This is a genomic window from Sellimonas caecigallum (genome assembly GCF_019754295.1).
GTDB lineage: Bacteria > Bacillota > Clostridia > Lachnospirales > Lachnospiraceae > Sellimonas > Sellimonas caecigallum.
Map to the genome: position 1 here is coordinate 1 of NZ_VIRV01000014.1, position 23,534 is coordinate 23,534.

Sequence of the window (23,534 nt, forward strand, 5' to 3'; positions counted from 1 at the left end):
GAATTTGCATATTATCTTTTGAATTTTCATACAGTTGTTTTAAGCAAATATAGGTAAAGTTGGTAGTGATGGTATGTACAAATATAGGCGGATAGTCTGTATGTTTTTTACGTTAGCGGTTTGTTTGATTTGCACACAGTTTTGTTCAGTATATAGTTTGACGATAAAGGCTGAGGAGCAGTCTGGAAAAGCTACAGAGATGGATTCATCACTGCAGCTTTTTTCCCAGTCTGCAGTATTGTTAGACGGGGAAAGTGGACGTGTTTTATATGGGAAGGATGAAATGAAAGAACGTCCTATGGCCAGTACAACGAAGATCATGACATGTATTTTGGCATTGGAATTAGGAAATTCGAATGATATTGTGACTGTTTCGCAAAAAGCGGCATCCCAACCGGAAGTACATTTGGGAATGAAAAACGGCGACTCGTTCTATTTGAATGATCTTCTTTTTTCGTTGATGCTCGAGTCCCACAATGATAGTGCCTGGGCAGTGGCAGAACATATTGGGGACGGTAGTGTGGAGAAATTTACTGGTCTGATGAATAAAAAAGCAGAAGAAATCGGATGTGACAATACACACTTTGTAACACCAAATGGACTGGATGGCGAAGACGAGGGTGGCATCCATCGTACGACAGCAGAAGATCTTGCAAAAATTATGAGATATTGCATCATGGTTTCTCCCAAAAAAAAGGAGTTTCTTAGTATTACCCAGACAAGATCAAAAGAAATTACAGATACTTCGGGGAAAAAGAAAGTGATCTGTCGAAACCACAATGCTTTTTTGGATATGATGGATGGAGCTTTGACAGGAAAAACCGGATTTACCGCAGACGCTGGCTATTGTTATGTAGGAGCGGTAAGAAAAGAGGAAAAAACATTGATCGTAGCATTACTAGCCTGCGGATGGCCAAATAATAAAGGGTATAAATGGAAAGATATGAAAACATTAATACAGTATGGACTTAATAATTATACATATCGGTATTTCTGGCAAGAAGCGGAAGAAAACGAGACGATCCGCTTGTTGCAAGCCGGAAAACAGAAAACGGTATCTGAAGCCGCTGCCAAGAAAGAAAATTTGTATCAGGATGGAGTTACAAAGATATTTCTGGATATTACTTCAGAACAAAAAGAAAAAAGAATTCTGATGCGACCAGATGAAAAGATCAGTCTCCAGATCCACGAGAAAGAAAAGATGCATGCGCCTGTAAAAAGAGGGGATAAAGCCGGAAATGTGGAGATTTATCTGGGAGATCAGAAGCTTGATGAACAGGGGATTTATGTTGGGGAAGCAGTACCAAGAAAAACATTTCGATGGGTTTATCAAAATATTTGGAAAGAATTTTTATACGGATCAAAGGAATGAAAAAATATAGGAAACAAGGTAGAAGTTACTCAAAAAGAAGAGTATAATGAAGAAAGATAAATACAGAAAAAGAATGTGGGGACGTGTTCCAATAAGTCGGAACCTGTCCCCTATATAAAAAAGTCTATTATCAAATCAATATTTCTTAAAATTCTAAATTAAATCTATAATTCATGCAACATTTCACAAGAGATATAAGTACTAAAGGAGGAAAGTCTTTTGCCAAGAAGAAGTAGAAAACGTTCTTTGTCCGGTTTTTATCATGTCATTATTCGAGGGATTAATCAGGAGGATATCTTTGAGACAAACCGGGATAAAGAAAAAATAATAAAATATATGAAAGATAAGAAGGAGGATTATGTAGAAATTTTCGCGTTTTGCATCATGAAAAATCATCTGCATCTACTGCTGCGCGGGGATTTGAAACAGATATCATTATTTATGAAAATGATAGAGACTTCTTACGCACTTTACTATAACAGAAAAAGAAAACGTTCAGGTTATGTCTTCCAGAATCGCTTTAAAAGTTTTCCGATTGAAGATAAAGAGTATCTTTGGCATTGTTGGCATTATATTCATTTAAATCCTGTAAAAGCAAAGATCGTCCAGACTCCAGAACAGTACTATTACAGCAGTGCACGAGAATACAGGCTAGGCAGGAAAGGCCTTGTAAATCTTACGGCATTTGAAGAATACCAGAAAGATAAAATATACTATCCAGTTTCAAAATTAACTCATAATCTGGAACAATCAATGGTCTATATAGATGATCTGGATGATGAGAAAGAAAAACAGAAACAACAGATTATGAAACGATGGGTAAAGAGTTATTTAAAAAATCATCCAGAATCCAATATATGGGAACTAAAAAATTTGCCGGTAGAAAAGGAAAAATTAATAGAAGAAGTATGGGATATGAATATCATGTCGAGGAAAGAATTTGTTCGAAGACTGGAACAATTCTGATAATAGCATATAAAAAAGAAGGCGTAGATATAAGGGGACGTGTTCCGACAAGCCGGAACACGTCCCCATATAATTAAATCTCACGTGTATATGTTTTCAGCCATTCTTTTTCGTCTTCTGTAAGATATGGAGAGATTTTTTCGTATACTTCTTTATGATAGTTGTTCAGCCATTCTCTTTCTGGTTTTGACAGATATTCTGGATCAATTCCATCCAGGTCGATTGGCGCGAATGTGATAGTTTCGAAGTACATGTACTGTCCGTATTTGTTTTTTGGACCTTTGCGTACGATAAATTCGTTTTCTGTACGGATTCCGAATTTGCCGTCTTCGTAGATGCCTGGTTCGTCTGTGATAACCATGCCTTCTTCCAGTTTGTGGTGTTCGTTTTTGCTTGGTACCACATACCAGCGGAAGCCTGTCGGCGGTTCATGGACATTTGCGAGATATCCTACACCGTGTCCTGTTCCGCACTGGTAATCCAATTCGAGTTCCCAGATTGGTTCTCTTGCGAGTACGTCGAGATTGTATCCGTAGCAGCCGTAGAGGAATTTGGCGCGTGAAAGATTCATCATAGCGCGTACAACTGCTGTGTAATATTTTTTCAGTTCGTCGCTTATAGAACCAAGTACAAAAGTACGGGTAATATCTGTGGATCCTTCATAGTATCCGCCGCCTGTATCGTTCAGGAAGAGTGCGCCTTCTTTGAGCTGCACATCTGTTTCTTCAGAAGGAGAGTAGTGCATCATGGCAGCGTGGTCTGCAAAAGCACACAGAGGTTCGAAGCTGTCGCGGATGTATCCTTCCTGTTCTGCACGCAGACTTGTAAGTTTTTCAGCTGAGCTGAGCTCTGTAATGACTTCTTTGTCATAGCGTGTCTTGATCCAGTACATGAACTTTGTGATGGCAACGCCGTCTTTGATATGTGCTTTTTTAATATTTTCCAGTTCCACCGGATTCTTCATGGCCTTCATGAGGATGGTCGGATTTGCACATTCCACTGTCTTGCAAGGAATGTTTTTGTAAAGTGCATAATTCATCTTCATCGGGTCGATCATCGCAACATCATCGGCAGACAGTTTTTTGATATCTTCATAAATGTCATTGTACGGATGAAGTGTAACGTTTACTTTTGCAAATTCTGCAAGGATCTGATCATTCAGCTTTGTTTCGTCCACATAGAGATCCACGCTGTCCATTTTTACTACAGCGTAGGAGAGAAGAAGCGGGAAGAAATCGATATCATCTCCACGCACATTGAGGAGCCAGCAGACATCATCCAGAGAAGCGATAATGTGTGCAGTAGCGCCCTGTTCTTCCATTGCCTTACGTACACGTGCCAGTTTGGATGCAGAGCTTTCTCCGCTATATTTTTCTTCCAGGAAAAATGCCGGTTTATCAGAGAGAGGCGGACGGTCTTCCCATACTGCATCGATCAGATCTTCCGTATAATCAATTTTGATGCCTTTTTTGGAAAGAGCTTCTTCGTACTCCTGGCCTTCGCCCATGGACAGTACACGGCCGTCAAATCCGACAGTACCGCCTTCCGGAACATAGGATGCCAGAAATTCTGTGACGGATGGAGTATCTCCTACAAACATTTTCATCAGACGCACACCGCTTCCTTCCAGCTCATGCTCAGCCTGGAAGAAATATCTTCCGTCTGTCCAAAGTCCGGCGTCATCCTTTCCGATCACGGCTGTTCCATAAGAACCGCTGAATCCTGTAATAAATTTTCTTGCCTTAAAATGTTCGCCAACGTATTCGCTCTGATGGAAATCAGCAGTAGGAACAACGTATGCATCGATTCCTTTTTCTGCCATAAGAGAACGAAGTTTAGCAATCCTTTCAGCTACAACAGTCATTGTTGCAAACCTCCTTTATGATGATAAGTTTTTATATAATACCCGCCTCTTTTAAATGAAAATATGTATGGCAGGTAATTATAAACAATAAAATATAAGAACCATCTTTATTTTATCACTATTTCTACCAAAGTTCAAACTTAAGTATATAAAATAAAGTAAAATTTTTGCAAAGAGAAAGAGACGGCTCTCAAGTGAGAACCGCCTCCAAAATAGATTAAACACTATAGGATTATTCAGCTTTTTCCATTGCGTCAAGTTTACCGCTGCATGCCCAAAGGATGATACCAATGACAATAACAACGACACCGACACCGCCGTAACCAACTGTGAAGTCGAGTGTAGAAATCCAGTCGTAGATCGGCGGATAAGCCTGCTGTGCAAGGAATACGGCGATTGGCCAGAATCCAAGCAGAAGTCCAAGTACCTTAGCAGGTGCCAGCTTGGAAATGAAAGAGTTTCCAAGTGGGGAGAAGATCATCTCACCTACGGACATCAACAGACATACGAGAACGATCCAGAATACGGAGCACTGTCCATCGCCTGCGATGAAGTTAGCGATAACCATAACGATGTAAGCAAGACCTACAAGCATAATACCGATAGCTGTCTTCTTGAACATGCTCATGTCGCCCTGCGGTCTCTTAGCCATCTTAGCCCATACACCAGCGAGAACTGGTCCAAGGATGATACATGTAAGAGCGTTTACAGAGTCGAACCAAGCTGTCGGGATCTGGAAGCTTCCGATGTACCAGTTTGCCTTGTTCAGGAAAGATGAACCATCGCCCCATCCGAAGTAGTAGTATGCCGGCATGTAAGCCATGTACCAAGCCATCCAGAATACAGCGGAGAACAGAGTTACGAGAATGATAGCAAACATACGTTTCCAGTCTCCGGATGTAAGTTTCTGAGACTTACCATCTTCTTTCTTACCAGCGCTTTCGAACTGTCTCTGGTCAGCCTTGAATGGTTTCTTACCAGCATCGCCGAGTGCCTTGGAGTTAGCAAGGAACCAGATAGCGTCGATGAACAGGAAGATCGCACATACAAGGAATACCTGGTTGAATGTTAAGTGGATCGGGCCAAGTCCTGTTGTTGCTGTGATAGCGATGAATGTTGTACCACAGAAAGAACCGATGTTTACGAAGGAATACTGGATAGAGAATGCTGCATCCAGTTCATCCTGATCGTGGAACAGAAGTCCGTTGATACCGGACAGGTTTCCTTTGAAGAATCCTGTACCAACAGATACAAGGATGATCATTGCCCAAACCATTCCAAGGGAATTAGCCTGCCATGTGAATAAGTAACCGATACCCATCAGGATCATACCGAGAGGTACACAGATACGCGGGCTGAGCCAGTGGTCAGCGATGTATCCGCCGAAGATCGGTGTGATGTAAGTAAATGCTACGAACTGAGCGGACATAAAAGAACCTTCAGAGTCTGAAAGTCCAAGACCGCCGGAAGCAGCTTCTGTAGCAATCCAGATGGCCAACAGGTATTTCACTGTGTAGAATGCAAGACGCTCGAATGTGAAACCAAGCGCACATACATAAAAGCCAAATGGTCTACGCTTTTTTGCAGTTTCCATAGTTTAAACCCTCCAATTTCTTTTTTGATTTCTCATACGTAAATCGTTAAAGCCTGATCCGCCGCAGAAAATGCGGGGACGTCCCCGGACCTTCTTTCCATCTTCATGCAGTAAAACAGAAACAAAAGTGTAAGGAACTGCCCGGATAATTCCGGAGTGTTCTTTCCTGATATAATAATATGTAAAAACCTCTCATATATGCCGGAACAGAAAAGAACGTTATGTAAAGGAAACATAAGACCGAAAAGAAACATTCCATCCGATATGGCCTAAACAGATACGATGATCTGTCAGGGAACTGACCATAAAGGTGTCCGCCTATTCGAAAGAATAATCTGCATATCAACGGAAGGAACCAAAGCTCTTTTCTCAAAACATCTGGAAACCAAAAAAGAAAATCCGTAAACAGATGTGGAAACGTGATGACTGACTTTTACGAATGATCCGTTTTGGTTGCCCGGACGATTGATATCCGCTACCCGGAAAAAGGAGACGCTGCATTCAGTCTCCGTTCTGCCAAGATAAACCTGCCTCATGCAGACACAGTGGAAAGATGGAAAAAGCGATCCGGCTCTGCCAGAAAGATCTGCTCCTTCGGCTTCTGAAAGGAACAAAAAAATCTGTTCTTTTCCATACATCCAAAGTGTATAATATACAGATTCAGGACAACCATGTCATATTTGTTTTCGGGAATTTCCTTTATACCAATCCCTGTAAAATGTATTTTAGCATAGTTTCCACTCGTGCACAATGTATTTTTCGTAACAAAGTATAAAATTATAAAATTTCTATAAAATAGAGGCAGAAAAGAATGCGGAAAATATAAAAGAAAAAGAAAAAATAGGTAAAAAGTGTGTAAAATTACAGAAAACAAATTCGTACGACAAAAACTTAACGCGATAAAGCAGTGAAAAAAGTTGATAAAAATTTCACATAAAGCTTGAAAATTTGACTTATAGAAACTATAATATAATTGGCTAAAATTTGGTTTAACTTTTAGTAATATATCACAAATGGAGGGCTAGGTTTATGAGTAACGAAGCAGTGAAAACGCCAGCAGCTTTGAGAGTGGAAAACTTACTGGATGCTGGAAGCTTTGTTGAAATCGGCGGCGCCATGACCGCAAGGACAACGGATTTCAACATGCAGGAAAACAAGGTTCCAGGCGATGGAGTCATCACTGGATATGGAGTGATCGACGGCAATCTTGTGTATGTGTACAGTCAGGACGCTTCTGTATTGAAAGGAGCGGTCGGAGAGATGCACGCGAGAAAGATCACATCTCTTTACGACATGGCGATGAAGATGGGAGCGCCGGTCATCGGACTGATCGACTGTGCAGGAATGAGACTTCAGGAATCGACAGATGCGATGCATGCTTTTGGAGAGATTTATGCGAAGCAGGCGGCAGCGTCCGGAGTAGTTCCGCAGATTACTGCCATCTTTGGAACATGCGGCGGCGGCCTTGCCCTGATACCAGGTCTTACGGACTTTACTTTTATGGAAGAAAAAAGTGCAAAGCTTTTTGTCAATTCCCCGAATGCGATCCCGGGCAACCGGATTGAGGCATGCGATACATCCTGCGCAGATTTCCAGGCAAAAGAGGCGGGAAATATTGATTTCCTCGGAAGCGAAGAGGAGATACTGGAAGGGATCAGAGAACTGGTATGCATGATCCCGGCAAACAATGAAGATAACGATACGTATGAAGAGTGCACAGATGATCTGAACAGGATCTGTGAAGGTATCGAAAACGGGGCGGATGACGCATCCCTTGTACTTTCTGTCATCGCGGACGGGCAGCAGTTCCTGGAAGTGAAAGCAGATTACGCAAAAGAAATGGTTATCGGATTTTTGAAACTCAATGGCATGACGGTAGGGGCAGTCGCAAACCGTTCCAAATGCTATGATGAAGAAGGAAATGAAGCAGAGACATTTGACCCGGCACTTTCCGCAAAAGGATGTAAAAAAGCGGAAAAATTTGTCAGATTCTGTGATGCCTTTGAAATCCCGGTACTTACTCTTACCGATGTAAATGGATTCCACGCATCCAAATGCGGAGAGAAGACTCTTGCAAGAGAAGCGGCGAAACTTGTCTATGCTTTTGCAGATGCAACCGTGCCAAAAGTCAATGTGGTAACAGGAAAAGCTTACGGAAGCGGATATATCATCATGAACAGCAAAGCGCTGGGAGCAGACATGGTCTACGCGTGGCCGCAGGCGGAGATCGGAACGATGGATGCAAAACTGGCGGCACAGATCATGTACGCAGATGCGGACGCTGAAACCATCAAGGAGAAAGCAGAGGCATACAGAACACTTCAGGAAAGCGCCCTTTCTGCAGCACAGAGAGGATATGTGGACACGATCATCAAGCCGGAAGATACAAGAAAATATGTCATCGGAGCTTTTGAGATGCTGTTTACAAAAAGAGAGGATCGCCCGGCAAAGAAACATGGGACAGTGTAGAGAGGTGAGGTAAGTTGAAGAAGAAAATTAGTTTATTGGCAGCTATCCTCGTTCTTGCATTCAGTCTTGCCGGATGCAGCAGCAGTTCAGATTCCGCTGACTATAACAAAGAATTGTTAGTGCAGCAGGCGGATGCGATGATTTCCAACTTCTCTCAGATGAGCGAAGAAGATATGGAAACATTCAAAGACATGAGCGATCTTCAGCTGAATCTGACACTTATGCAGTCCGGATTCAAGATGGAAGCTGATAATTTTGTGACAATGATCGATGCATGGAACTCAGGTGTCGAGGAGTGCGGAGCGTATGTAAGTCACGAAGATTTTGAGGTTGAGGAAAGCGCAAAGAGCATCATGCTTGTCGCGGAAGCAAAATATGAAGACAGGAACGCGGAGATTACATTTGAGTTCACAAAAGATGAAGAAATGAAGAGCTTTACGGCAGCGGCTAAGTATTCCATGGGAGAGATCATGAAAAAAGCCGGGCTTAACACACTGCTCGGGATGGGTACCGTGTTCGCAGTGCTGATCTTTATCTCTTTCATCATTTCCCTGTTCGGACTGATCGGAAAGAATGAGGAAAGGAAAGCAAAAGCGCTGAAAGCGGCTGAGGAAGCGGCTGAGGCGGAAGCAAAGAAAACGGAGACAATGACGGCAGAGGAAATGCCGGCGGATGATTTAACAGATGACCTTGAGCTGGTGGCAGTCATCAGCGCAGCCATCGCGGCAAGCGAAGGGACATCGACAGACGGGTTCGTTGTGCGTTCCATCAAAAAGAGAAGAAAAAACAGTCAGTGGAAATAGGAGGATGTTCACATGAAAAATTATACAATTACAGTAAACGGAAACGTATATGATGTCACAGTAGAAGAAACAGGATCCCAGGCAGCGCCGGCGGCTCCGAAGGCAGCAGCGCCAAAAGCAGCCCCGAAAGCGGCACCGGCGCCGAAGAAAACAGCGGCAGCAGGAAGCATCCGTGTGGAAGCAGGAGCAGCAGGAAAAGTGTTCAAAATTGAGGCCAACGTAGGAACAAGCGTGAAGAAAGGCGATCCGGTCGTTATCATCGAAGCGATGAAGATGGAGATTCCGGTCGTTGCCCCGGAAGACGGAACAGTGGCAAGCATCGAGCTTGCGGTAGGAGATGCATGTGAGGCAGGAACACTGCTTGCAACATTAAACTAATGCGAATCACTGACAATGGAGGTTAGAACATGAGTTATATAACAGAGACGTTAGGGCGTCTTGTAGAGCAGACGGCATTTCTGAACCTGACGGTCGGGAACCTGATCATGATCGCAGTTGCATGTATCTTCCTGTATCTTGCGATCAACAGAGGATTCGAACCGCTTCTTCTTGTTCCGATTGCTTTCGGGATGCTCCTCGTAAATATCTATCCGGACATCATGCTTGCCATGGAAGATGCGGCAAACGGAACCGGAGGACTTTTGTATTATTTCTATAAACTGGATGAATGGTCCATCCTTCCATCCTTGATTTTCATGGGTGTCGGGGCGATGACGGACTTCCGTCCTCTGATCGCCAATCCGAAGAGTTTCCTTCTCGGTGCGGCAGCACAGTTCGGGATTTTCGCGGCCTACCTTGGAGCCATGGCCATGGGATTCTCCGATAAGGCAGCAGCGGCCATCGCTATCATCGGCGGTGCAGACGGGCCGACTTCCATCTTCCTTTGCGGGAAGCTTCAGCAGACAGCTCTTCTTGGGCCGATCGCGGTGGCGGCATATTCCTACATGGCCCTCGTGCCGATCATCCAGCCGCCGATCATGAAGCTTCTGACGACGGAAAAAGAACGGAAAGTGAAGATGGATCAGCTTCGCCCGGTATCCAAGCTGGAAGCGATCCTCTTCCCAATCATCGTTACGATCGTCGTATGTCTGATCCTTCCGACGACAGCACCGCTTGTAGGGATGCTGATGCTTGGCAACCTGTTCCGCGAATCCGGCGTCGTAAGACAGCTGACGGAGACCGCATCCAATGCCATGATGTACATTGTCGTCATCCTTCTCGGAACATCCGTCGGAGCAACGACAAGCGCGGAAGCATTCCTGAACTGGGATACGATCAAGATCGTCATCCTCGGACTGATTGCCTTTGCCTTCGGTACGGCGGCGGGTGTCCTGTTGGGAAAAGTCATGTGCTATGTGACAGGCGGAAAAGTAAACCCTCTGATCGGATCAGCAGGCGTATCCGCGGTTCCGATGGCGGCACGTGTGTCTCAGAAAGTCGGTGCGGAGGCAGATCCGACAAACTTCCTTTTGATGCATGCCATGGGTCCGAATGTGGCCGGAGTTATCGGTACGGCTGTTGTGGCAGGGACATTTATGGCGATTTTCGGAGTACAATAAATCTAGGAGGACATTGAAATGGCAGAACAAAAACCAATTAAAATAACCGAAACCATTCTGCGGGATGCGCATCAGTCACTGATCGCCACAAGGATGACGACAGAACAGATGATGCCGATCGTGGAGAAACTCGACAAAGTGGGATACCACTCCGTGGAATGCTGGGGAGGAGCCACGTTCGACGCGTCACTGCGTTTCTTAAAAGAAGATCCGTGGGACAGACTCCGCAAATTCCGCGATGGATTCAAAAACACAAAACTTCAGATGTTGTTCCGTGGACAGAATATCCTTGGATATCGTCCGTATGGAGATGACGTGGTAGAATATTTCGTACAGAAATCCGTGGCAAACGGCATTGATATCATTCGTATTTTTGACTGTCTGAATGATCTTAGAAATCTGAAAACAGCCGTAAAAGCAGCCAACAAAGAGAAGGCTCACGCACAGGTTGCGCTTTCCTATACCCTGGGAGATGCCTATACGCTGGAATACTGGGTCCAGAAAGCAAAAGAGATTGAAGAGATGGGAGCGGATTCCATCTGTATCAAAGACATGGCAGGACTTCTTGTCCCGTACAGCGCCACAGAACTTGTCACAGCGCTGAAAGAAGCGACAAGCCTTCCGATCCAGCTGCATACACACTATACCTCCGGTGTGGCTTCCATGACCTATCTGAAAGCGGTGGAGGCAGGTGTGGATGTGATCGACACAGCAATGTCTCCGTTTGCCCTTGGCACATCACAGCCGGCGACGGAAGTGATGGTAGAGACACTGAAAGGGACACCGTACGATACAGGATTTGACCAGAATCTGCTGGCTGAGATTGCAGATTACTTCCGCCCTATCCGGGACAAAGCACTGGAAAGCGGACTCTTAAATCCGAAGAACCTCGGCGTCAATATCAAGACGCTCCTTTACCAGGTTCCAGGCGGAATGCTCTCCAACCTGACAAGCCAGTTAAAAGAACAGGGCGCAGAAGACAAGTTCTACGAAGTGCTGGAAGAAGTGCCAAGAGTGCGAAAAGACCTCGGAGAACCGCCGCTTGTTACCCCGTCTTCCCAAATCGTCGGAACACAGGCAGTGTTTAACGTGCTGATGGGAGAACGTTACAAAGTAGCGACGAAAGAGACAAAAGATATGCTGAAAGGAAAGTACGGCGCTACCGTCAAACCATTCAACGAAGAGGTAAAGAAGAAATGTCTCGGAGATGAGATTGACGACTGTATCACATGCCGTCCGGCTGACCTGATTCCGGACGAACTGGAAACACTGGAAAACGAGATGAAGCAGTGGAAGCAGCAGGACGAAGATGTCCTGACATACGCGCTCTTCCCGCAGGTGGCAGTGGATTTCTTCAAATACCGCCAGGCACAGCAGACAAAAGTGGATGCTGCAGTGGCAGACACAGAGAACGGAAGCTACCCGGTGTAATGTTAAACTGAAATAGAAAGCGGATCGTTAAGAAGCGAAAATGCAATACCTTGACAGCGGTACACATTGACAAGATGTGTGTTCTGTCAGGGTATTTTTTTTATGCAATAAAAAAGATGGAAAATTTTACCATAAGAAAAAATAATGAGTTGTAAAAAAGTTCCAGGAATAATGTTTGTATGAAAATTATGACAAAAAAATTTATTTCCAGATTTTTCTAACTATTTTGGGTTGCAAATAAAATAGTTCAGTGATATTATGGAGAAACACGCGTCAGGGAAGGAGAAGACAAATGATAAATCAGCAGAATATCAATCATTCAGATGCAGAAGACATGAAAATAGATATCGTTCACATCTATCACGCGGTTCTGGAAAAAGCATGGGCAATCATTCTTGGTATGGTGGTAGGGGGAAGCCTGATGTTTGGCTATACAAAAACGATGCTGACACCAGAGTATCAGGCTAATGCGATGATCTATCTTCTTGGAGCGTCCACAAGTATCACATCCATGGCTGATATTCAAATCGGCTCTATTCTTACAGTCGATTTTGAAACGATTGCGAGAAGCCGGCCTGTTGTAGAGCAAGTGATGGATACGATGGACCTGGAGCTGGATTACCAGACGGCAGCGGATATGCTGTCTATCCAGAATTTGCCGGATACACGTATATTGAGACTGACAGTGACAAATCCAGATCCGGAACTTGCAAAGAACATTGCAAATGAGTGGGCCACTATCACATCTTCCAGAATCGCCGATATTATGAATACAGACAAACCGTCTATATTGGAGTGGGCAGTCACTCCGACATATCCGGTCACACCGAACACGGAAAAGAATGTAAGCAACGGTGTTGTGCTGGGAGGAGCTCTTGTACTTGCTTTCATTGTCATTCGTTTTTGCCTGAACGATCGCATCCATACAGAAGAACAAATAGAAAAATGTCTGGGGCTTCCTGTGTTGTCCATCATCCCTGTGGAAAAGAAAAAGAGGATTCTAAGATATGAAAATCAGGGTAAGCCGCGGCGATAAAGCCGGGAGAAAAAAGCGGTGGCTGATAGTCTTTATTTTGTTTTCCCTTATTGCCGCAGGATTGGCAATAAGTGGGAAGGATGAGAAAAAAGAGACAAGTGGAAGAGACACACAGGGGCAGATTTTTTACTACAAAGGGAAAAAATATAGAAAAAACCCGGATATAGAAACCATACTGCTTCTTGGGATTGATGCAGAGACGGACAGTGAAAAGCCAAAAAATCCAGGAGAAAATGGTCAAAGTGACAGCATAAGCTTGTTTGTTTTAGATAAAGAGACAAAAAAGGGAACGATCCTTTTGATATCAAGAGATACGTTGGTAGAGCTCGAGATTTATGATATCCGGGGAGAAAAACTTACATCTGTACCGGGGCAGATAGCCATGCAGTACGCATACGGAGATGGAAAACAAAAAAGCTGCATGCTTGTGAAAAATAAAGTGTCCGAATTGCTGGGCGGTATAGAAATTGATTACTATGCGTCACTGCATTTGGAGGCTATTTCCAAGATGACAGAAGCGATTGGCGGCGTTCTTATTACCGTACCAGGAGACTACACGCAGATCAATCCAAAGTTTCGGAAAGGGAACCAGGTTTTGCTGGACGGCGGACTGGCGGAGCAATATGTACGGGGAAGGGATACCGGGCAGCTGGACAGCAATATAGAACGTATGGAACGGCAGGCTCAGTTTCTGGAAGCATTTATAAAGCAGGGCTCAGAAAAGATCGGTTCGTCGGAAGATACCATTGTCTATGAACAGCTGACATCCTGCGTTACGACAAATCTCGGATGGAGTGAAATTCAGCGTATAAAGGAATATGAGATCACGGAAGAGTATCTCGCACTGCCGGGAAATATAATTGAAAAAGATGGATATGCTCAGTTTATACCAGATGCAGAGCAGCTCCAGGAAATGATTTTTCAGTTATTTTATATAGAGGAACCTAAGGTAAACACAAAATGAACAGACAGATAAGGAGAAGACAAAATGTGTAAGGGAACAATGAAAGTAATCGCAGCATTAGTGGGAAGTATGTTTGTAGGATTGACTGCACATGCAGCGCCAAGTCCCGAGGCGTCGACCGTTGTTGGCAACGTCCCGGTCTATGCAAAAGATGCAGACGGAAATGAGATAGAAGGACTCATGATCACATCAGAGATACCAGAGCAGTACATAGAAGCCGAAAACCAGATCAAATCTCAGACTGGCTTTGCCGAGATCGTGGAAGCGCTTCAGTTGAAGGAATTGATAGGAGCAAAATCCACAGATGACATTGTGCTGATTGATTTGAAAGACGTTTCCGTACCGGAGCATACCAAATTTCCAGTCACAATTTCATTCGAAGTACAGGGAGTGACAGAAAAAACCAGGGGTGTGATCCTTCACTACAATAAGACACAATGGGAAACCGTTCCTACGACAATGGGAGAAGGGACGATGACAGGAGTGTTTGAGAGTCTCTCCCCGGTAGCATTTGTGATTGACCGCACGACAGTAGAACCTTCAAGTAATGATGAAGAAAGTACGGTATCCAAAACAGATGGAGAAAATCCAAAGACAGGAGAGACATCGCATATCGGAATCATTGCTGCATTGCTTTTCTCCGGGGCAGTCGTTGTATTTATGGGTATACAGCAAATGAGAAAATGGAAGAAAAAACAGTAAAGGACAGACGAGATGATCAAGATTGAACTTCAGGAAGAAACGATGGAATATGCTCAGGAAGAAGCGGTAAAGACACTGCGGACGAATTTGCAGTTTTGTGGAAATGACAAGAAGAGTATTCTGATTACGAGCAGTATCCCAGAAGAAGGAAAGACGAGTATCGCGCTTCGGCTGGCAAAATCTCTCGCGGAAATACAGAAAAAAGTGCTGCTGTTGGATGCGGATCTGCGGAAATCTTCTTTACAGAAAAAAATGCGGATTGGAGATATCCCATTTGGACTGTCGCACTTTCTTTCCGGCCAATGTGGACTGTCGGAAGCTGTTGTGACAACAAATATCGCAGGATTTCATCTTTTGTTTGCCGGAGCAGGGGTTCCAAACGCGACGGAATTGTTGTCGCACCGGCATATGGAAGCTTTGATGGAACAGCTGAAGACAGTCTATGACTACATTATTATAGACAGCGCGCCGCTTGGATTGGTAATAGATGCAGCAATTTTAGCCAAATACTGCGACGGAGCCATCATTGTTGTCGAAGAAGGAAAGATACGGAGAAAGATGGTGCAAGATGTGAAAAAGAGACTGGAAAATTCCGGATGTGCTGTGCTGGGTACAGTTTTGAATAAAGTCTCACTGAAGAAACAGCACGGATACTATAAGAATGAGTACAAAAAATATAATTATGCCCCATAAAATCATCCAGAAAGATAGGTTTTCCCAAAAAATACGATCAAATTGGCTGTCCACAAACCTGTCAACACGGCGAAGCTGCTGAGAATAACTTGTAATTGTATTCAAATAAGAGTATAATAAGTACGCTTAAAAGGGATTGAAAGTTAGAAGGAAGACAGACATGATAAGCGGAAAAAATGAGTTATTGGACAGAATTGAAAAGAAATATGACAAAATGAGTAAAAGCCAGAAGAAATTAGCTGATTTTATTCGTTCATCGTATGAGAAGGCAGTGTTTATGACCGCGTCAAAATTAGGACAGGTAGTGGGCGTCAGTGAGTCGACAACCGTGCGTTTTGCCACACAGCTTGGATACAGCGGCTATCCGGAATTGCAGAAAGCACTGGAAGAGCTCGTCAGCAATCGCCTGAATTCGATACAGAGGATGGAAGTTACATATGGAAGGATCAGCCAGTCAGAGATTCTGATGAGCGTCCTTCAGTCGGACATTGACAAAATCAAAATGACAATGGAACATATTGACCAAAATGCATTTGAACATGCGGTGGATATGATACTTGGCGCAAAGAAGATATATATTATAGGAATCAGGAGCTGTGCACCCCTCGCCAAATTTCTGGGATTTTATCTAAATCTTGTGTGCGACGATGTCGTAAGTGTGGATACAAACAGTTCCAGCGAAATTTTCGAGCAACTTATAAGGATAGGGGGGGAGGATGTGATCATCGGCATCAGCTTCCCTCGATATTCCATGCGGACATTGAAAGCACTGGAGTTTGCCAACAACAGAAGAGCAAAGATCATCACACTAACCGACAGCGTGCACTCGCCGATGACTCTTTATTCTTCCTGCAATCTGATTGCCAGAAGCGACATGGCATCCATTGTAGATTCTCTTGTGGCGCCTCTCAGTGTGATCAATGCACTTGTAGTTGCTCTGTGCATGAAAAAGCAGGGAGATGTCATTGCCACACTCGAAACACTTGAGACTATCTGGGACGAGTACCAGGTTTACAGCCGTGACGAACTCAACCAGGTAAGCGAAAGAGTCACACTGAGATTTCAGGAAGAAAGCACAGAAGGAAAGTAGAGGAGAAAGCATGGCGAAAGTATTGGTAATCGGCGGAGGAGCCGCGGGAATGATGGCTGCCATCTTTGCGGCTAGAAACGGACACGATGCCCATCTGTTTGAAAAGAATGAAAAGCTTGGAAAAAAGATTTATATAACCGGAAAAGGGAGATGCAATCTGACCAATGCCTGCGATATGGAAGAACTGCTCGACTCTGTCGTGACGAATAAAAAATTTTTGTACAGCAGTTTTTACGGCTTTACAAACGAAGAGACCATGGAGTTTTTCCAGTCTATAGGCCTGGAAATAAAGATAGAAAGAGGAAACAGGGTGTTCCCGGTATCGGATCATTCCTCGGATGTAATCCGGGTGTTGGAAAGGGAACTGCGCAGATTGAACGTAAAACTTTATTTGCGGGAAAAAGTGACATGGGTAGGGACGTCAGAAAACAGATTTTCTTACCTGAAACTGGAAAATGGAGAGACTGTGAAAGGAGATGCCTGCATTATCGCAACCGGAGGCAATTCCTATCAGACAACAGGCTCAGACGGAGACGGATACCGTTTTGCGGAAGAACTTGGCCACACAGTGACAGAGATCAGTCCGGCGCTTGTACCTGTCGAAATCAAAGAAGGATTTGTAAAAGAGCTTCAGGGACTTTCCTTGAGAAATGTGGAAATCTCTGTGCTGGATGACAGAAAAGAAGTATACAGAGAATTTGGAGAGATGCTGTTTACCCACTATGGGGTCAGCGGTCCCCTGATTTTAAGTGCGAGCTCTTTTGTGGGAAGCAGGCTGAAGAAAAAAACACTGAGACTCATCATCGACTTAAAACCGGCTCTGTCCTTTGAACAGTTGGACGCAAGAGTCCTCAGAGACTTTGAGGAAAACAAAAACCGACAGTTCAAAAATGCGCTGGACAAACTGTTCCCGTCCAAACTGATACCTGTCATCGTGACCTTGAGCGGCATTTCTCCAGAGAAAAAGGTAAACGAGATTACCAAGGAAGAAAGGCATCGTCTTGTTTCCCTGATCAAAGGCATGGAAATGACAATGACAAAGCTGCGCGACTTCAACGAAGCCATCATCACACAAGGCGGTGTAAGTGTAAAAGAGATCAATCCTGCCACCATGGAATCCAAAAAAGTGGGAGGGGTTTACTTCGCCGGGGAAGTCCTGGATCTGGATGCTGTGACAGGCGGTTTCAATCTGCAGATTGCCTGGTCTACCGGAAATGCGGCCGGCAGCAGCGTGTTTGATGAATAGAAAGTGAAAAAAAGGAGGAAACATGAATCATGGGATATCAAATCGCAATAGATGGACCGGCCGGAGCCGGAAAAAGTACGATCGCTAAGCTGGTTGCAAAGAAAAAAGGGTTTGTGTATGTCGATACAGGGGCAATGTACAGAGGGTTGGCCATCCACTTTCTGAAAAAAGGGATCCAGCCTGATGAGACAGAAAAAATATGTAAGGCATGCGAAGACGCTGAAATTACCATCAAGTATCAGGACGGCAGGCAGCATATTTATCTGAACGGAGAAGATGTGACGAAAAAGCTGAGAGAAGAAGAGGTGGGAAATATGGCGTCCCTCACGTCAGGAATCCCGGCAGTAAGGGAAAAACTCCTCGATCTTCAGCGAGATTTGGCAGAAAAAGAGAATGTCGTCATGGATGGACGTGACATCGGAACGAATGTATTGCCTCACGCAAATGTCAAGATATTTCTAACCGCCAGTGTTGACACGAGAGCGAAACGCCGCTACAATGAATTGGTAGAAAATGGTAAAAAATGTAATTATGAGCAGATTGCTGCCGATATTGAAGAAAGAGACCGAAGAGATATGACAAGGGAAGTGTCTCCGCTGTGCAAAGCCGAAGACGCCTTATTGATTGACAGTTCGGACATGACCATCGAAGAAGTTGTAGAGGCAGTAGTCGGATTGATATAAGAAATACATGGCGTTATGGAGGAGATAGACGTGCCTGGAAGGAAGAAAAAACACAAAAGAAGAAGTCTGGTGGGGATTATTTTCGTACTGATTCAGCTTATCGCATCTGTCGTGGCAGCTGTCCTGATCGGAAACAGCAAGGTGATTCCTGCAAAATACTTTTTGGCAGGATGCTTTCTTCTTGCTGTACTGTTCTTGGTTGCGCTTTTGCTTCAGTTGATAAAAAGCAAAGTAGCACACGTGACGGGAATCATTTTCAGTATTTTGGTCTGCATTGCCATTTGCATTGGAGGATATTCCTTTTCCAAAGTGTACAGTGTTCTGACTGATATAGGAGGAGCCGAGTATAAAACCGACAATATGATCGTTGTTGTGCGAAAAGATGATCCGGCAGAGACGATTCTGGATGCGGCAGATTACATTTTTGCTACGCAGAGTATCGCAGATCAAGAGAACAATGAGAAAATGCTGAAGAAACTTCGCACCGTAACGGGCAAAGAACTGACGACAAGGGAGTTTGGCACCATATTTGAAGAAGCTCAGGCGCTTTTGGATGGAAAGATTGATGCGGCGATTTACAATGAAGCCTTTGATGAAGTCATTGAAGAGCAGATTTCCGGATACGGAGATCAGGTTCGCATTCTTTATCAGTACGGTGTGGATACAAAGCTTAAAACAGTCAATCAGAGTGTCAAAGAGCCATTTAATGTATACATCAGCGGTATTGATGTGTACGGACCTGTCTCCAAAACAAGCAGGAGCGACGTCAATATTATCGCAACGGTCAATCCAAATACAAAACAGGTTCTTTTGACGACGACCCCACGAGATTATTACGTGGAGATTCCAGGAGTGTCAAATGGACAGAAAGACAAGCTGACACATGCGGGTATCTACGGTGTGGATGCGTCCATGGCAACGCTTGCCAAGGTATACAACACGGAGATCAACTACTACGCGCGGGTCAACTTCACATCACTGATCAATATCGTCGACACAATAGGCGGAATTGATGTGAATTCGGAATATGCTTTTGAAGCAGGCGGATATTCTTTCGTACAAGGTGTAAATCACATGGATGGAGAGATGGCTCTGGCTTTTTCAAGAGAGCGTCACAGTTTTGCAGGCGGCGACAACCAGAGGGGGAAAAATCAGGAAGCGGTGCTGACTGCAATCATCAACAAGATGCTCGAACCGTCCATGCTCACAAAGGCGATGGATATTTTGGACACATTGGGCGAGAGTGTGCAGACGAATGTGCCGGACCGCCACCTTGCAAGCCTTGTGGAAATGCAGCTGAATTCCGGAGGAAACTGGAGTATCCTTACGATGAGCGCTGTAGGAACGGGCGATGAGCAGGCATGCTATTCTACCGGAAGCCAGCTTCTTTATGTGATGCAGCCAAATGAGGTTTCCGTAAGAAGTATTTCAGATAAAATAAACAGGATCCTCGGGGGAGAGATCCTGACACAGTAAAATATTTTTTGAGCAAACGAGAAACGAAAGAAAAGGATGATGAGATTTATGAGGGACTTTGGGAAAACAATCAATTTTAATCTGGATGGCAGAAGTACAGTTCTGAACCGCGAGATGGAAGAAAGAGAGGAACGTACAGATTCGTTTGAGGATTCCTTGCAGGATGGACTTGCAGGGGAAGAATATATTGACGATTTCAGTGAAAAACGTCAATACAATGAAAACAGAAAGAAGCTGATTGATGACAGTAATTATTTGCGCTATATTGCAGAAATGCGCAAAGCAGACAGCGATCTTGCGCTGGCAAAGGCGGAGTCTGCAGAACTGATTCTGCAGATGAATAATTTTAAAAAGCATTATGAAGAATTTGAGAAACTTACCCATAGGCTGATCCGAAAAAATCAGTCGATATTTTCCGGAGATATGAAAAATCTGATCGAATTGTCGGAAGATATCAAAAATGACAGCGAAACGTTATCGATGCGGATAGACGGAGAAATACAGAGACTTACAGATGAGCTTTCGCGTTCCATTGAAGGAAATGTCAAAGAGCTGTACACTGAGGAGTTGGAAAAGATTAACGAAGCGACAAGCGTTCTGTACGACTACAGTGAGAAAGTGAAAGGACAATATATCAGATTTCAGAAGCTGGAAAAATTGAAACTGGTTCTGTTTGTGCTGAGCAGTATTTCCTCGCCGATCGTATTGATACTGATGATTTTAGGCTATTTACATATAATTTAAAGCAAGAAGAAAGCCGGGCTGTAGTAGGGTATACTGTGAGATCGGCTTTCTTTTTCATTGCATGCATATGGCAGCACAGAAGAGATGCACTATGCAAAAGAGTAAAGGGGGAAGAATTTTCCCTGATTCGAGGTTATAAATATGAGCAGTTTCATTCAGAAGATTAATAAAAATAAAGAGGTCATTATAAGAGGAACAGGCCTTCTTTTGGTTGATGTATGTCTGATCGCTCTCTGCATGATCGGGGCTTTGTGGATCAGATTTGACTTCGACTACAAGAAGATCGAACCACTGTTTCTCCACTCTATAGAAAAGTACATGTGGATCAACATCGTATGTACGGTTATTATAAATTACATTTTCAAACTGTACGCGAGTCTGTGGAGATTTGCAAGTGTGGAGGAATTGAAGAACGTAGTCTGCGCCGTTCTGGTTTCTTCTTTCCTTCAGCTTTGCGGGATGTCTATTTTCAACTACAAGACGCCAAGAAGCTACATTTTTATCTACACATTGCTGCTTGCGGTGTTTATGATCGCCCCGAGGTTTTCCTACCGGTTTCTGCGGATCTCCTACCGCAAAAAAACTGCCGAAAAAGAGAGAAAGCCCATCATCACGATGGTTGTGGGTGCAGGCGCGGCAGGGTATGTGCTCGTAAGGGAGATGAAAAACAGCAAACATCTGAGCAGGAAGATCCCTTGCATCATCGATGATGACCCGCAAAAACAGGGAACTTATCTTCAGGGGATCCCGATTGTAGGGAAAAAAGAAGATATCGAAAAAATGGCAAAAAAATACAATATCGAGGAGATCATCATAGCGATCCCGACAATCTCACAGGAGGAACGGAAAAAGCTTCTGGATATCTGCCAGAGGACGGCGTGCAAGATTAAAATGCTCCCGGGCATTTACCAGATGGTAAACGACGAGATCGACATGTCCATGCTTCAGGAAGTAAAGATCGAAGACCTGCTTGGCAGAGACTCCATCGACCTTCGCATGGACGAGATTCAGGAATACATCGAAGGCAAAGTCATCCTTGTAACCGGAGGGGGAGGTTCCATCGGAAGCGAGATTTGCCGTCAGGTAGCTCTGCACAATCCAAAACAGCTGATCATTGTAGATAATTATGAGAACAATGCATATGCGATCCAGCTTGAACTGAAAAAGAAATATCCGGACCTGAATCTGGTAACGCTGATCGCCACGGTGCGTGAACGAGGACGTGTGGAAGAAATATTTAAGCAGTACCATCCGGACATCGTCTACCATGCGGCAGCGCACAAGCATGTGCCGCTGATGGAAGACAGCCCGAACGAGGCTGTCAAAAACAATGTCCTTGGTACATACAATGTGGCCGCGGCGGCGGACAAATACCATGCCGGAAAAATGGTTCTCATCTCCACAGACAAGGCGGTACGGCCGACAAATGTCATGGGGGCATCCAAACGGATCTGCGAACTGATCGTCGAGATGTTTTCACAGAAATCCCAGACAGAATATGCAGCGGTAAGGTTCGGAAATGTCCTTGGAAGCAACGGAAGTGTGATCCCTGTTTTCCAAAAACAAATCGAAGCAGGGGGGCCGGTTACCGTAACCCATCCGGAAATCATCCGCTATTTCATGACGATCCAGGAAGCGGTCAACCTGGTGCTGCAGTGCGGAGCCTATGCAAGCGGCGGAGAAATCTTCATACTTGACATGGGAGAACCGGTAAAAATCCTGGATATGGCAAGAAAGATGATCCGGCTTTCCGGATATGTTCCGGATCAGGACATCAAGATCGTCTTTACAGGACTTCGCCCTGGAGAAAAACTGTACGAAGAACTTCTGATCGACGAGAAAAATCTCGTCGGCACGAAAAACGACAGAATCTTCATCGCGCAGATGGATAAGACTGATCTGGAAAGTATGTCCGTGCGAATCAAGAAGATGATCGAACACGCTTACGAGGAGACAAAGGATATTCAGGCAGACATAAAAGAAATTGTCCCTGAATATAAGGAACAGAAGAAGAACACTACGACCTAGGCGGAGGGAAAAGAAGAGCAGCATGATGAAGAAGAATAAAGTGCGAAAAAGCAAAACAATTTATTATCCTGAATTTACCAGTTTTCAGAAACTCTATCTAAAACTGCAAAGAGGAGTAAGTTTTACAGCGGCGTTAGCCGGAAGTATTATCCTGATGCCGTTGTTTTTGTTTATCTGCATCTGGATTCTCTTGGACAGTGGATGGCCGATATTCTTTGTACAGAAGCGGACGGGAAGATCTATGCCTGATGGAACGAGAAACTATTTTTCCATCTATAAATTCCGTACAATGTACAAAGATACGCCGAAAGACATGCCGACACATATGCTGGAAAATCCGGATGCCTGCATCACAAAAGCAGGGAAATTTCTCCGGAAGACCTCTCTGGACGAATTGCCTCAGCTATTTAATGCGCTGAAAGGAGACGTCAACCTGGTGGGACCAAGGCCGAGCCTCTACAATCAGTATGATCTGATGGACGAGCGGGATAAATACGGGGCAAACTTTATTCGCCCGGGAATCACGGGACTTGCCCAGGTCATGGGAAGGGATGAACTTCCGATTCCGGTAAAAGCACGATATGACGGCATCTATACCCAACATGTTGGACCAATAGCCGATCTTTTCTGTCTGATCCGGACAGTCAAGGTCGTGTTGAAAGAAGAAGGAATCGTAGAAGGAAAGCAAGGGGCAGAGTAAACATACCCTCTCCATCAAAAAGAAAGACAAATCTATTAATAAAAAGGAAACAGCTTTTGCGTGATATTGTATTGACCTCTCAAAAGGAAGGCATTGCAGAAATTAGAGTATATG

At 44.3% G+C, this 23,534-nt stretch carries 20 protein-coding genes; 18 read left to right on the forward strand and 2 right to left on the reverse strand.

Annotated features, from left to right (window positions below; all coding sequences use genetic code 11):
- Positions 1-100: 100 nt before the first annotated feature.
- A complete protein-coding gene (locus tag FLB61_RS09440; RefSeq protein WP_087211324.1) occupies positions 101-1,372 on the forward strand; it encodes a D-alanyl-D-alanine carboxypeptidase family protein in 1,272 nt (423 codons plus the stop codon).
- Positions 1,373-1,591: 219 nt separating this feature from the next.
- Complete coding sequence (locus FLB61_RS09445; protein ID WP_087199139.1) at positions 1,592-2,338, forward strand: transposase; 747 nt, start codon at positions 1,592-1,594, stop codon at positions 2,336-2,338.
- Between the two features lie 73 nt (positions 2,339-2,411).
- Here FLB61_RS09445 and FLB61_RS09450 read toward each other — a convergent pair whose 3' ends face one another.
- Positions 2,412-4,202, reverse strand: a complete 1,791-nt coding sequence (locus FLB61_RS09450; protein WP_087199141.1) for an aminopeptidase P family N-terminal domain-containing protein — start codon at positions 4,200-4,202, stop codon at positions 2,412-2,414.
- A gap of 232 nt (positions 4,203-4,434) precedes the next feature.
- Positions 4,435-5,796, reverse strand: coding sequence for a peptide MFS transporter (locus tag FLB61_RS09455; protein WP_087211321.1), 1,362 nt, complete (start codon positions 5,794-5,796; stop codon positions 4,435-4,437).
- Positions 5,797-6,825: 1,029 nt separating this feature from the next.
- Between FLB61_RS09455 and FLB61_RS09460 the strand changes: the two genes are divergently transcribed.
- The 16 genes from FLB61_RS09460 to FLB61_RS09535 all read left to right on the forward strand — a co-directional run bounded on the left by FLB61_RS09460 (position 6,826) and on the right by FLB61_RS09535 (position 23,420).
- On the forward strand, positions 6,826-8,265 hold the full coding sequence (locus FLB61_RS09460; protein ID WP_221919976.1) for an acyl-CoA carboxylase subunit beta: 1,440 nt from the start codon (positions 6,826-6,828) through the stop codon (positions 8,263-8,265).
- 14 nt (positions 8,266-8,279) lie between these two features.
- Positions 8,280-9,068: an OadG family transporter subunit gene (locus FLB61_RS09465; protein ID WP_087199151.1), complete on the forward strand. Its 789-nt coding sequence runs from the start codon at positions 8,280-8,282 to the stop codon at positions 9,066-9,068.
- A 12-nt stretch (positions 9,069-9,080) separates the two neighbouring features.
- Positions 9,081-9,446 (forward strand): biotin/lipoyl-containing protein, encoded by a 366-nt coding sequence (locus FLB61_RS09470; protein ID WP_087211307.1) that lies wholly within the window; start codon positions 9,081-9,083, stop codon positions 9,444-9,446.
- 29 nt (positions 9,447-9,475) lie between these two features.
- On the forward strand, positions 9,476-10,627 hold the full coding sequence (locus FLB61_RS09475) for a sodium ion-translocating decarboxylase subunit beta (RefSeq protein WP_221919977.1): 1,152 nt from the start codon (positions 9,476-9,478) through the stop codon (positions 10,625-10,627).
- 18 nt (positions 10,628-10,645) lie between these two features.
- Positions 10,646-12,058, forward strand: coding sequence for an oxaloacetate decarboxylase subunit alpha (locus FLB61_RS09480; RefSeq protein WP_087199157.1), 1,413 nt, complete (start codon positions 10,646-10,648; stop codon positions 12,056-12,058).
- A gap of 292 nt (positions 12,059-12,350) precedes the next feature.
- Positions 12,351-13,094 (forward strand): YveK family protein, encoded by a 744-nt coding sequence (locus FLB61_RS09485; RefSeq protein WP_221919978.1) that lies wholly within the window; start codon positions 12,351-12,353, stop codon positions 13,092-13,094.
- Positions 13,066-14,058: an LCP family protein gene (locus FLB61_RS09490; RefSeq protein WP_221919979.1), complete on the forward strand. Its 993-nt coding sequence runs from the start codon at positions 13,066-13,068 to the stop codon at positions 14,056-14,058. Before FLB61_RS09485 ends, FLB61_RS09490 begins: the two co-directional genes overlap by 29 nt.
- Before the next feature lie 24 nt (positions 14,059-14,082).
- Positions 14,083-14,760, forward strand: a complete 678-nt coding sequence (locus FLB61_RS09495; RefSeq protein ID WP_221919980.1) for a hypothetical protein — start codon at positions 14,083-14,085, stop codon at positions 14,758-14,760.
- Between the two features lie 12 nt (positions 14,761-14,772).
- Positions 14,773-15,453: a CpsD/CapB family tyrosine-protein kinase gene (locus FLB61_RS09500; RefSeq protein ID WP_221919981.1), complete on the forward strand. Its 681-nt coding sequence runs from the start codon at positions 14,773-14,775 to the stop codon at positions 15,451-15,453.
- A gap of 160 nt (positions 15,454-15,613) precedes the next feature.
- A complete protein-coding gene (locus FLB61_RS09505) occupies positions 15,614-16,543 on the forward strand; it encodes a MurR/RpiR family transcriptional regulator (RefSeq protein ID WP_221919982.1) in 930 nt (309 codons plus the stop codon).
- 10 nt (positions 16,544-16,553) lie between these two features.
- A complete protein-coding gene (locus tag FLB61_RS09510; RefSeq protein WP_221919983.1) occupies positions 16,554-17,789 on the forward strand; it encodes a BaiN/RdsA family NAD(P)/FAD-dependent oxidoreductase in 1,236 nt (411 codons plus the stop codon).
- Positions 17,790-17,818: 29 nt separating this feature from the next.
- The gene (cmk, locus tag FLB61_RS09515) at positions 17,819-18,472 is read left to right on the forward strand and encodes a (d)CMP kinase (RefSeq protein ID WP_221919984.1); all 654 of its coding nucleotides are present in this window, start codon (positions 17,819-17,821) and stop codon (positions 18,470-18,472) included.
- 30 nt (positions 18,473-18,502) lie between these two features.
- Entirely contained in the window at positions 18,503-19,948 is a 1,446-nt protein-coding gene (locus FLB61_RS09520; protein WP_330625572.1) for an LCP family protein, read from the forward strand.
- A 48-nt stretch (positions 19,949-19,996) separates the two neighbouring features.
- Positions 19,997-20,692: a hypothetical protein gene (locus FLB61_RS09525; RefSeq protein WP_221919986.1), complete on the forward strand. Its 696-nt coding sequence runs from the start codon at positions 19,997-19,999 to the stop codon at positions 20,690-20,692.
- Positions 20,693-20,833: 141 nt separating this feature from the next.
- Positions 20,834-22,720: a polysaccharide biosynthesis protein gene (locus tag FLB61_RS09530; protein ID WP_221919987.1), complete on the forward strand. Its 1,887-nt coding sequence runs from the start codon at positions 20,834-20,836 to the stop codon at positions 22,718-22,720.
- A 22-nt stretch (positions 22,721-22,742) separates the two neighbouring features.
- The gene (locus FLB61_RS09535) at positions 22,743-23,420 is read left to right on the forward strand and encodes a sugar transferase (RefSeq protein ID WP_330625575.1); all 678 of its coding nucleotides are present in this window, start codon (positions 22,743-22,745) and stop codon (positions 23,418-23,420) included.
- Positions 23,421-23,534 lie beyond the last annotated feature (114 nt).

Excerpts from the sequence above, each read along its gene's own strand:
- FLB61_RS09440 (WP_087211324.1), top strand. The coding sequence starts at position 101 with ATGTTTTTTACGTTAGCGGTTTGTTTGATTTGCACACAGTTTTGTTCA.
- FLB61_RS09450 (WP_087199141.1), bottom strand. The coding sequence starts at position 4,202 with ATGACTGTTGTAGCTGAAAGGATTGCTAAACTTCGTTCTCTTATGGCA.
- FLB61_RS09455 (WP_087211321.1), bottom strand. The coding sequence starts at position 5,796 with ATGGAAACTGCAAAAAAGCGTAGACCATTTGGCTTTTATGTATGTGCG.
- FLB61_RS09460 (WP_221919976.1), top strand. The coding sequence starts at position 6,826 with ATGAGTAACGAAGCAGTGAAAACGCCAGCAGCTTTGAGAGTGGAAAAC.
- FLB61_RS09470 (WP_087211307.1), top strand. The coding sequence starts at position 9,081 with ATGAAAAATTATACAATTACAGTAAACGGAAACGTATATGATGTCACA.
- FLB61_RS09475 (WP_221919977.1), top strand. The coding sequence starts at position 9,476 with ATGAGTTATATAACAGAGACGTTAGGGCGTCTTGTAGAGCAGACGGCA.
- FLB61_RS09480 (WP_087199157.1), top strand. The coding sequence starts at position 10,646 with ATGGCAGAACAAAAACCAATTAAAATAACCGAAACCATTCTGCGGGAT.
- FLB61_RS09485 (WP_221919978.1), top strand. The coding sequence starts at position 12,351 with ATGATAAATCAGCAGAATATCAATCATTCAGATGCAGAAGACATGAAA.
- FLB61_RS09490 (WP_221919979.1), top strand. The coding sequence starts at position 13,066 with ATGAAAATCAGGGTAAGCCGCGGCGATAAAGCCGGGAGAAAAAAGCGG.
- FLB61_RS09495 (WP_221919980.1), top strand. The coding sequence starts at position 14,083 with ATGTGTAAGGGAACAATGAAAGTAATCGCAGCATTAGTGGGAAGTATG.
- FLB61_RS09500 (WP_221919981.1), top strand. The coding sequence starts at position 14,773 with ATGATCAAGATTGAACTTCAGGAAGAAACGATGGAATATGCTCAGGAA.
- FLB61_RS09505 (WP_221919982.1), top strand. The coding sequence starts at position 15,614 with ATGATAAGCGGAAAAAATGAGTTATTGGACAGAATTGAAAAGAAATAT.
- FLB61_RS09510 (WP_221919983.1), top strand. The coding sequence starts at position 16,554 with ATGGCGAAAGTATTGGTAATCGGCGGAGGAGCCGCGGGAATGATGGCT.
- cmk (WP_221919984.1), top strand. The coding sequence starts at position 17,819 with ATGGGATATCAAATCGCAATAGATGGACCGGCCGGAGCCGGAAAAAGT.
- FLB61_RS09525 (WP_221919986.1), top strand. The coding sequence starts at position 19,997 with ATGAGGGACTTTGGGAAAACAATCAATTTTAATCTGGATGGCAGAAGT.
- FLB61_RS09530 (WP_221919987.1), top strand. The coding sequence starts at position 20,834 with ATGAGCAGTTTCATTCAGAAGATTAATAAAAATAAAGAGGTCATTATA.
- FLB61_RS09535 (WP_330625575.1), top strand. The coding sequence starts at position 22,743 with ATGATGAAGAAGAATAAAGTGCGAAAAAGCAAAACAATTTATTATCCT.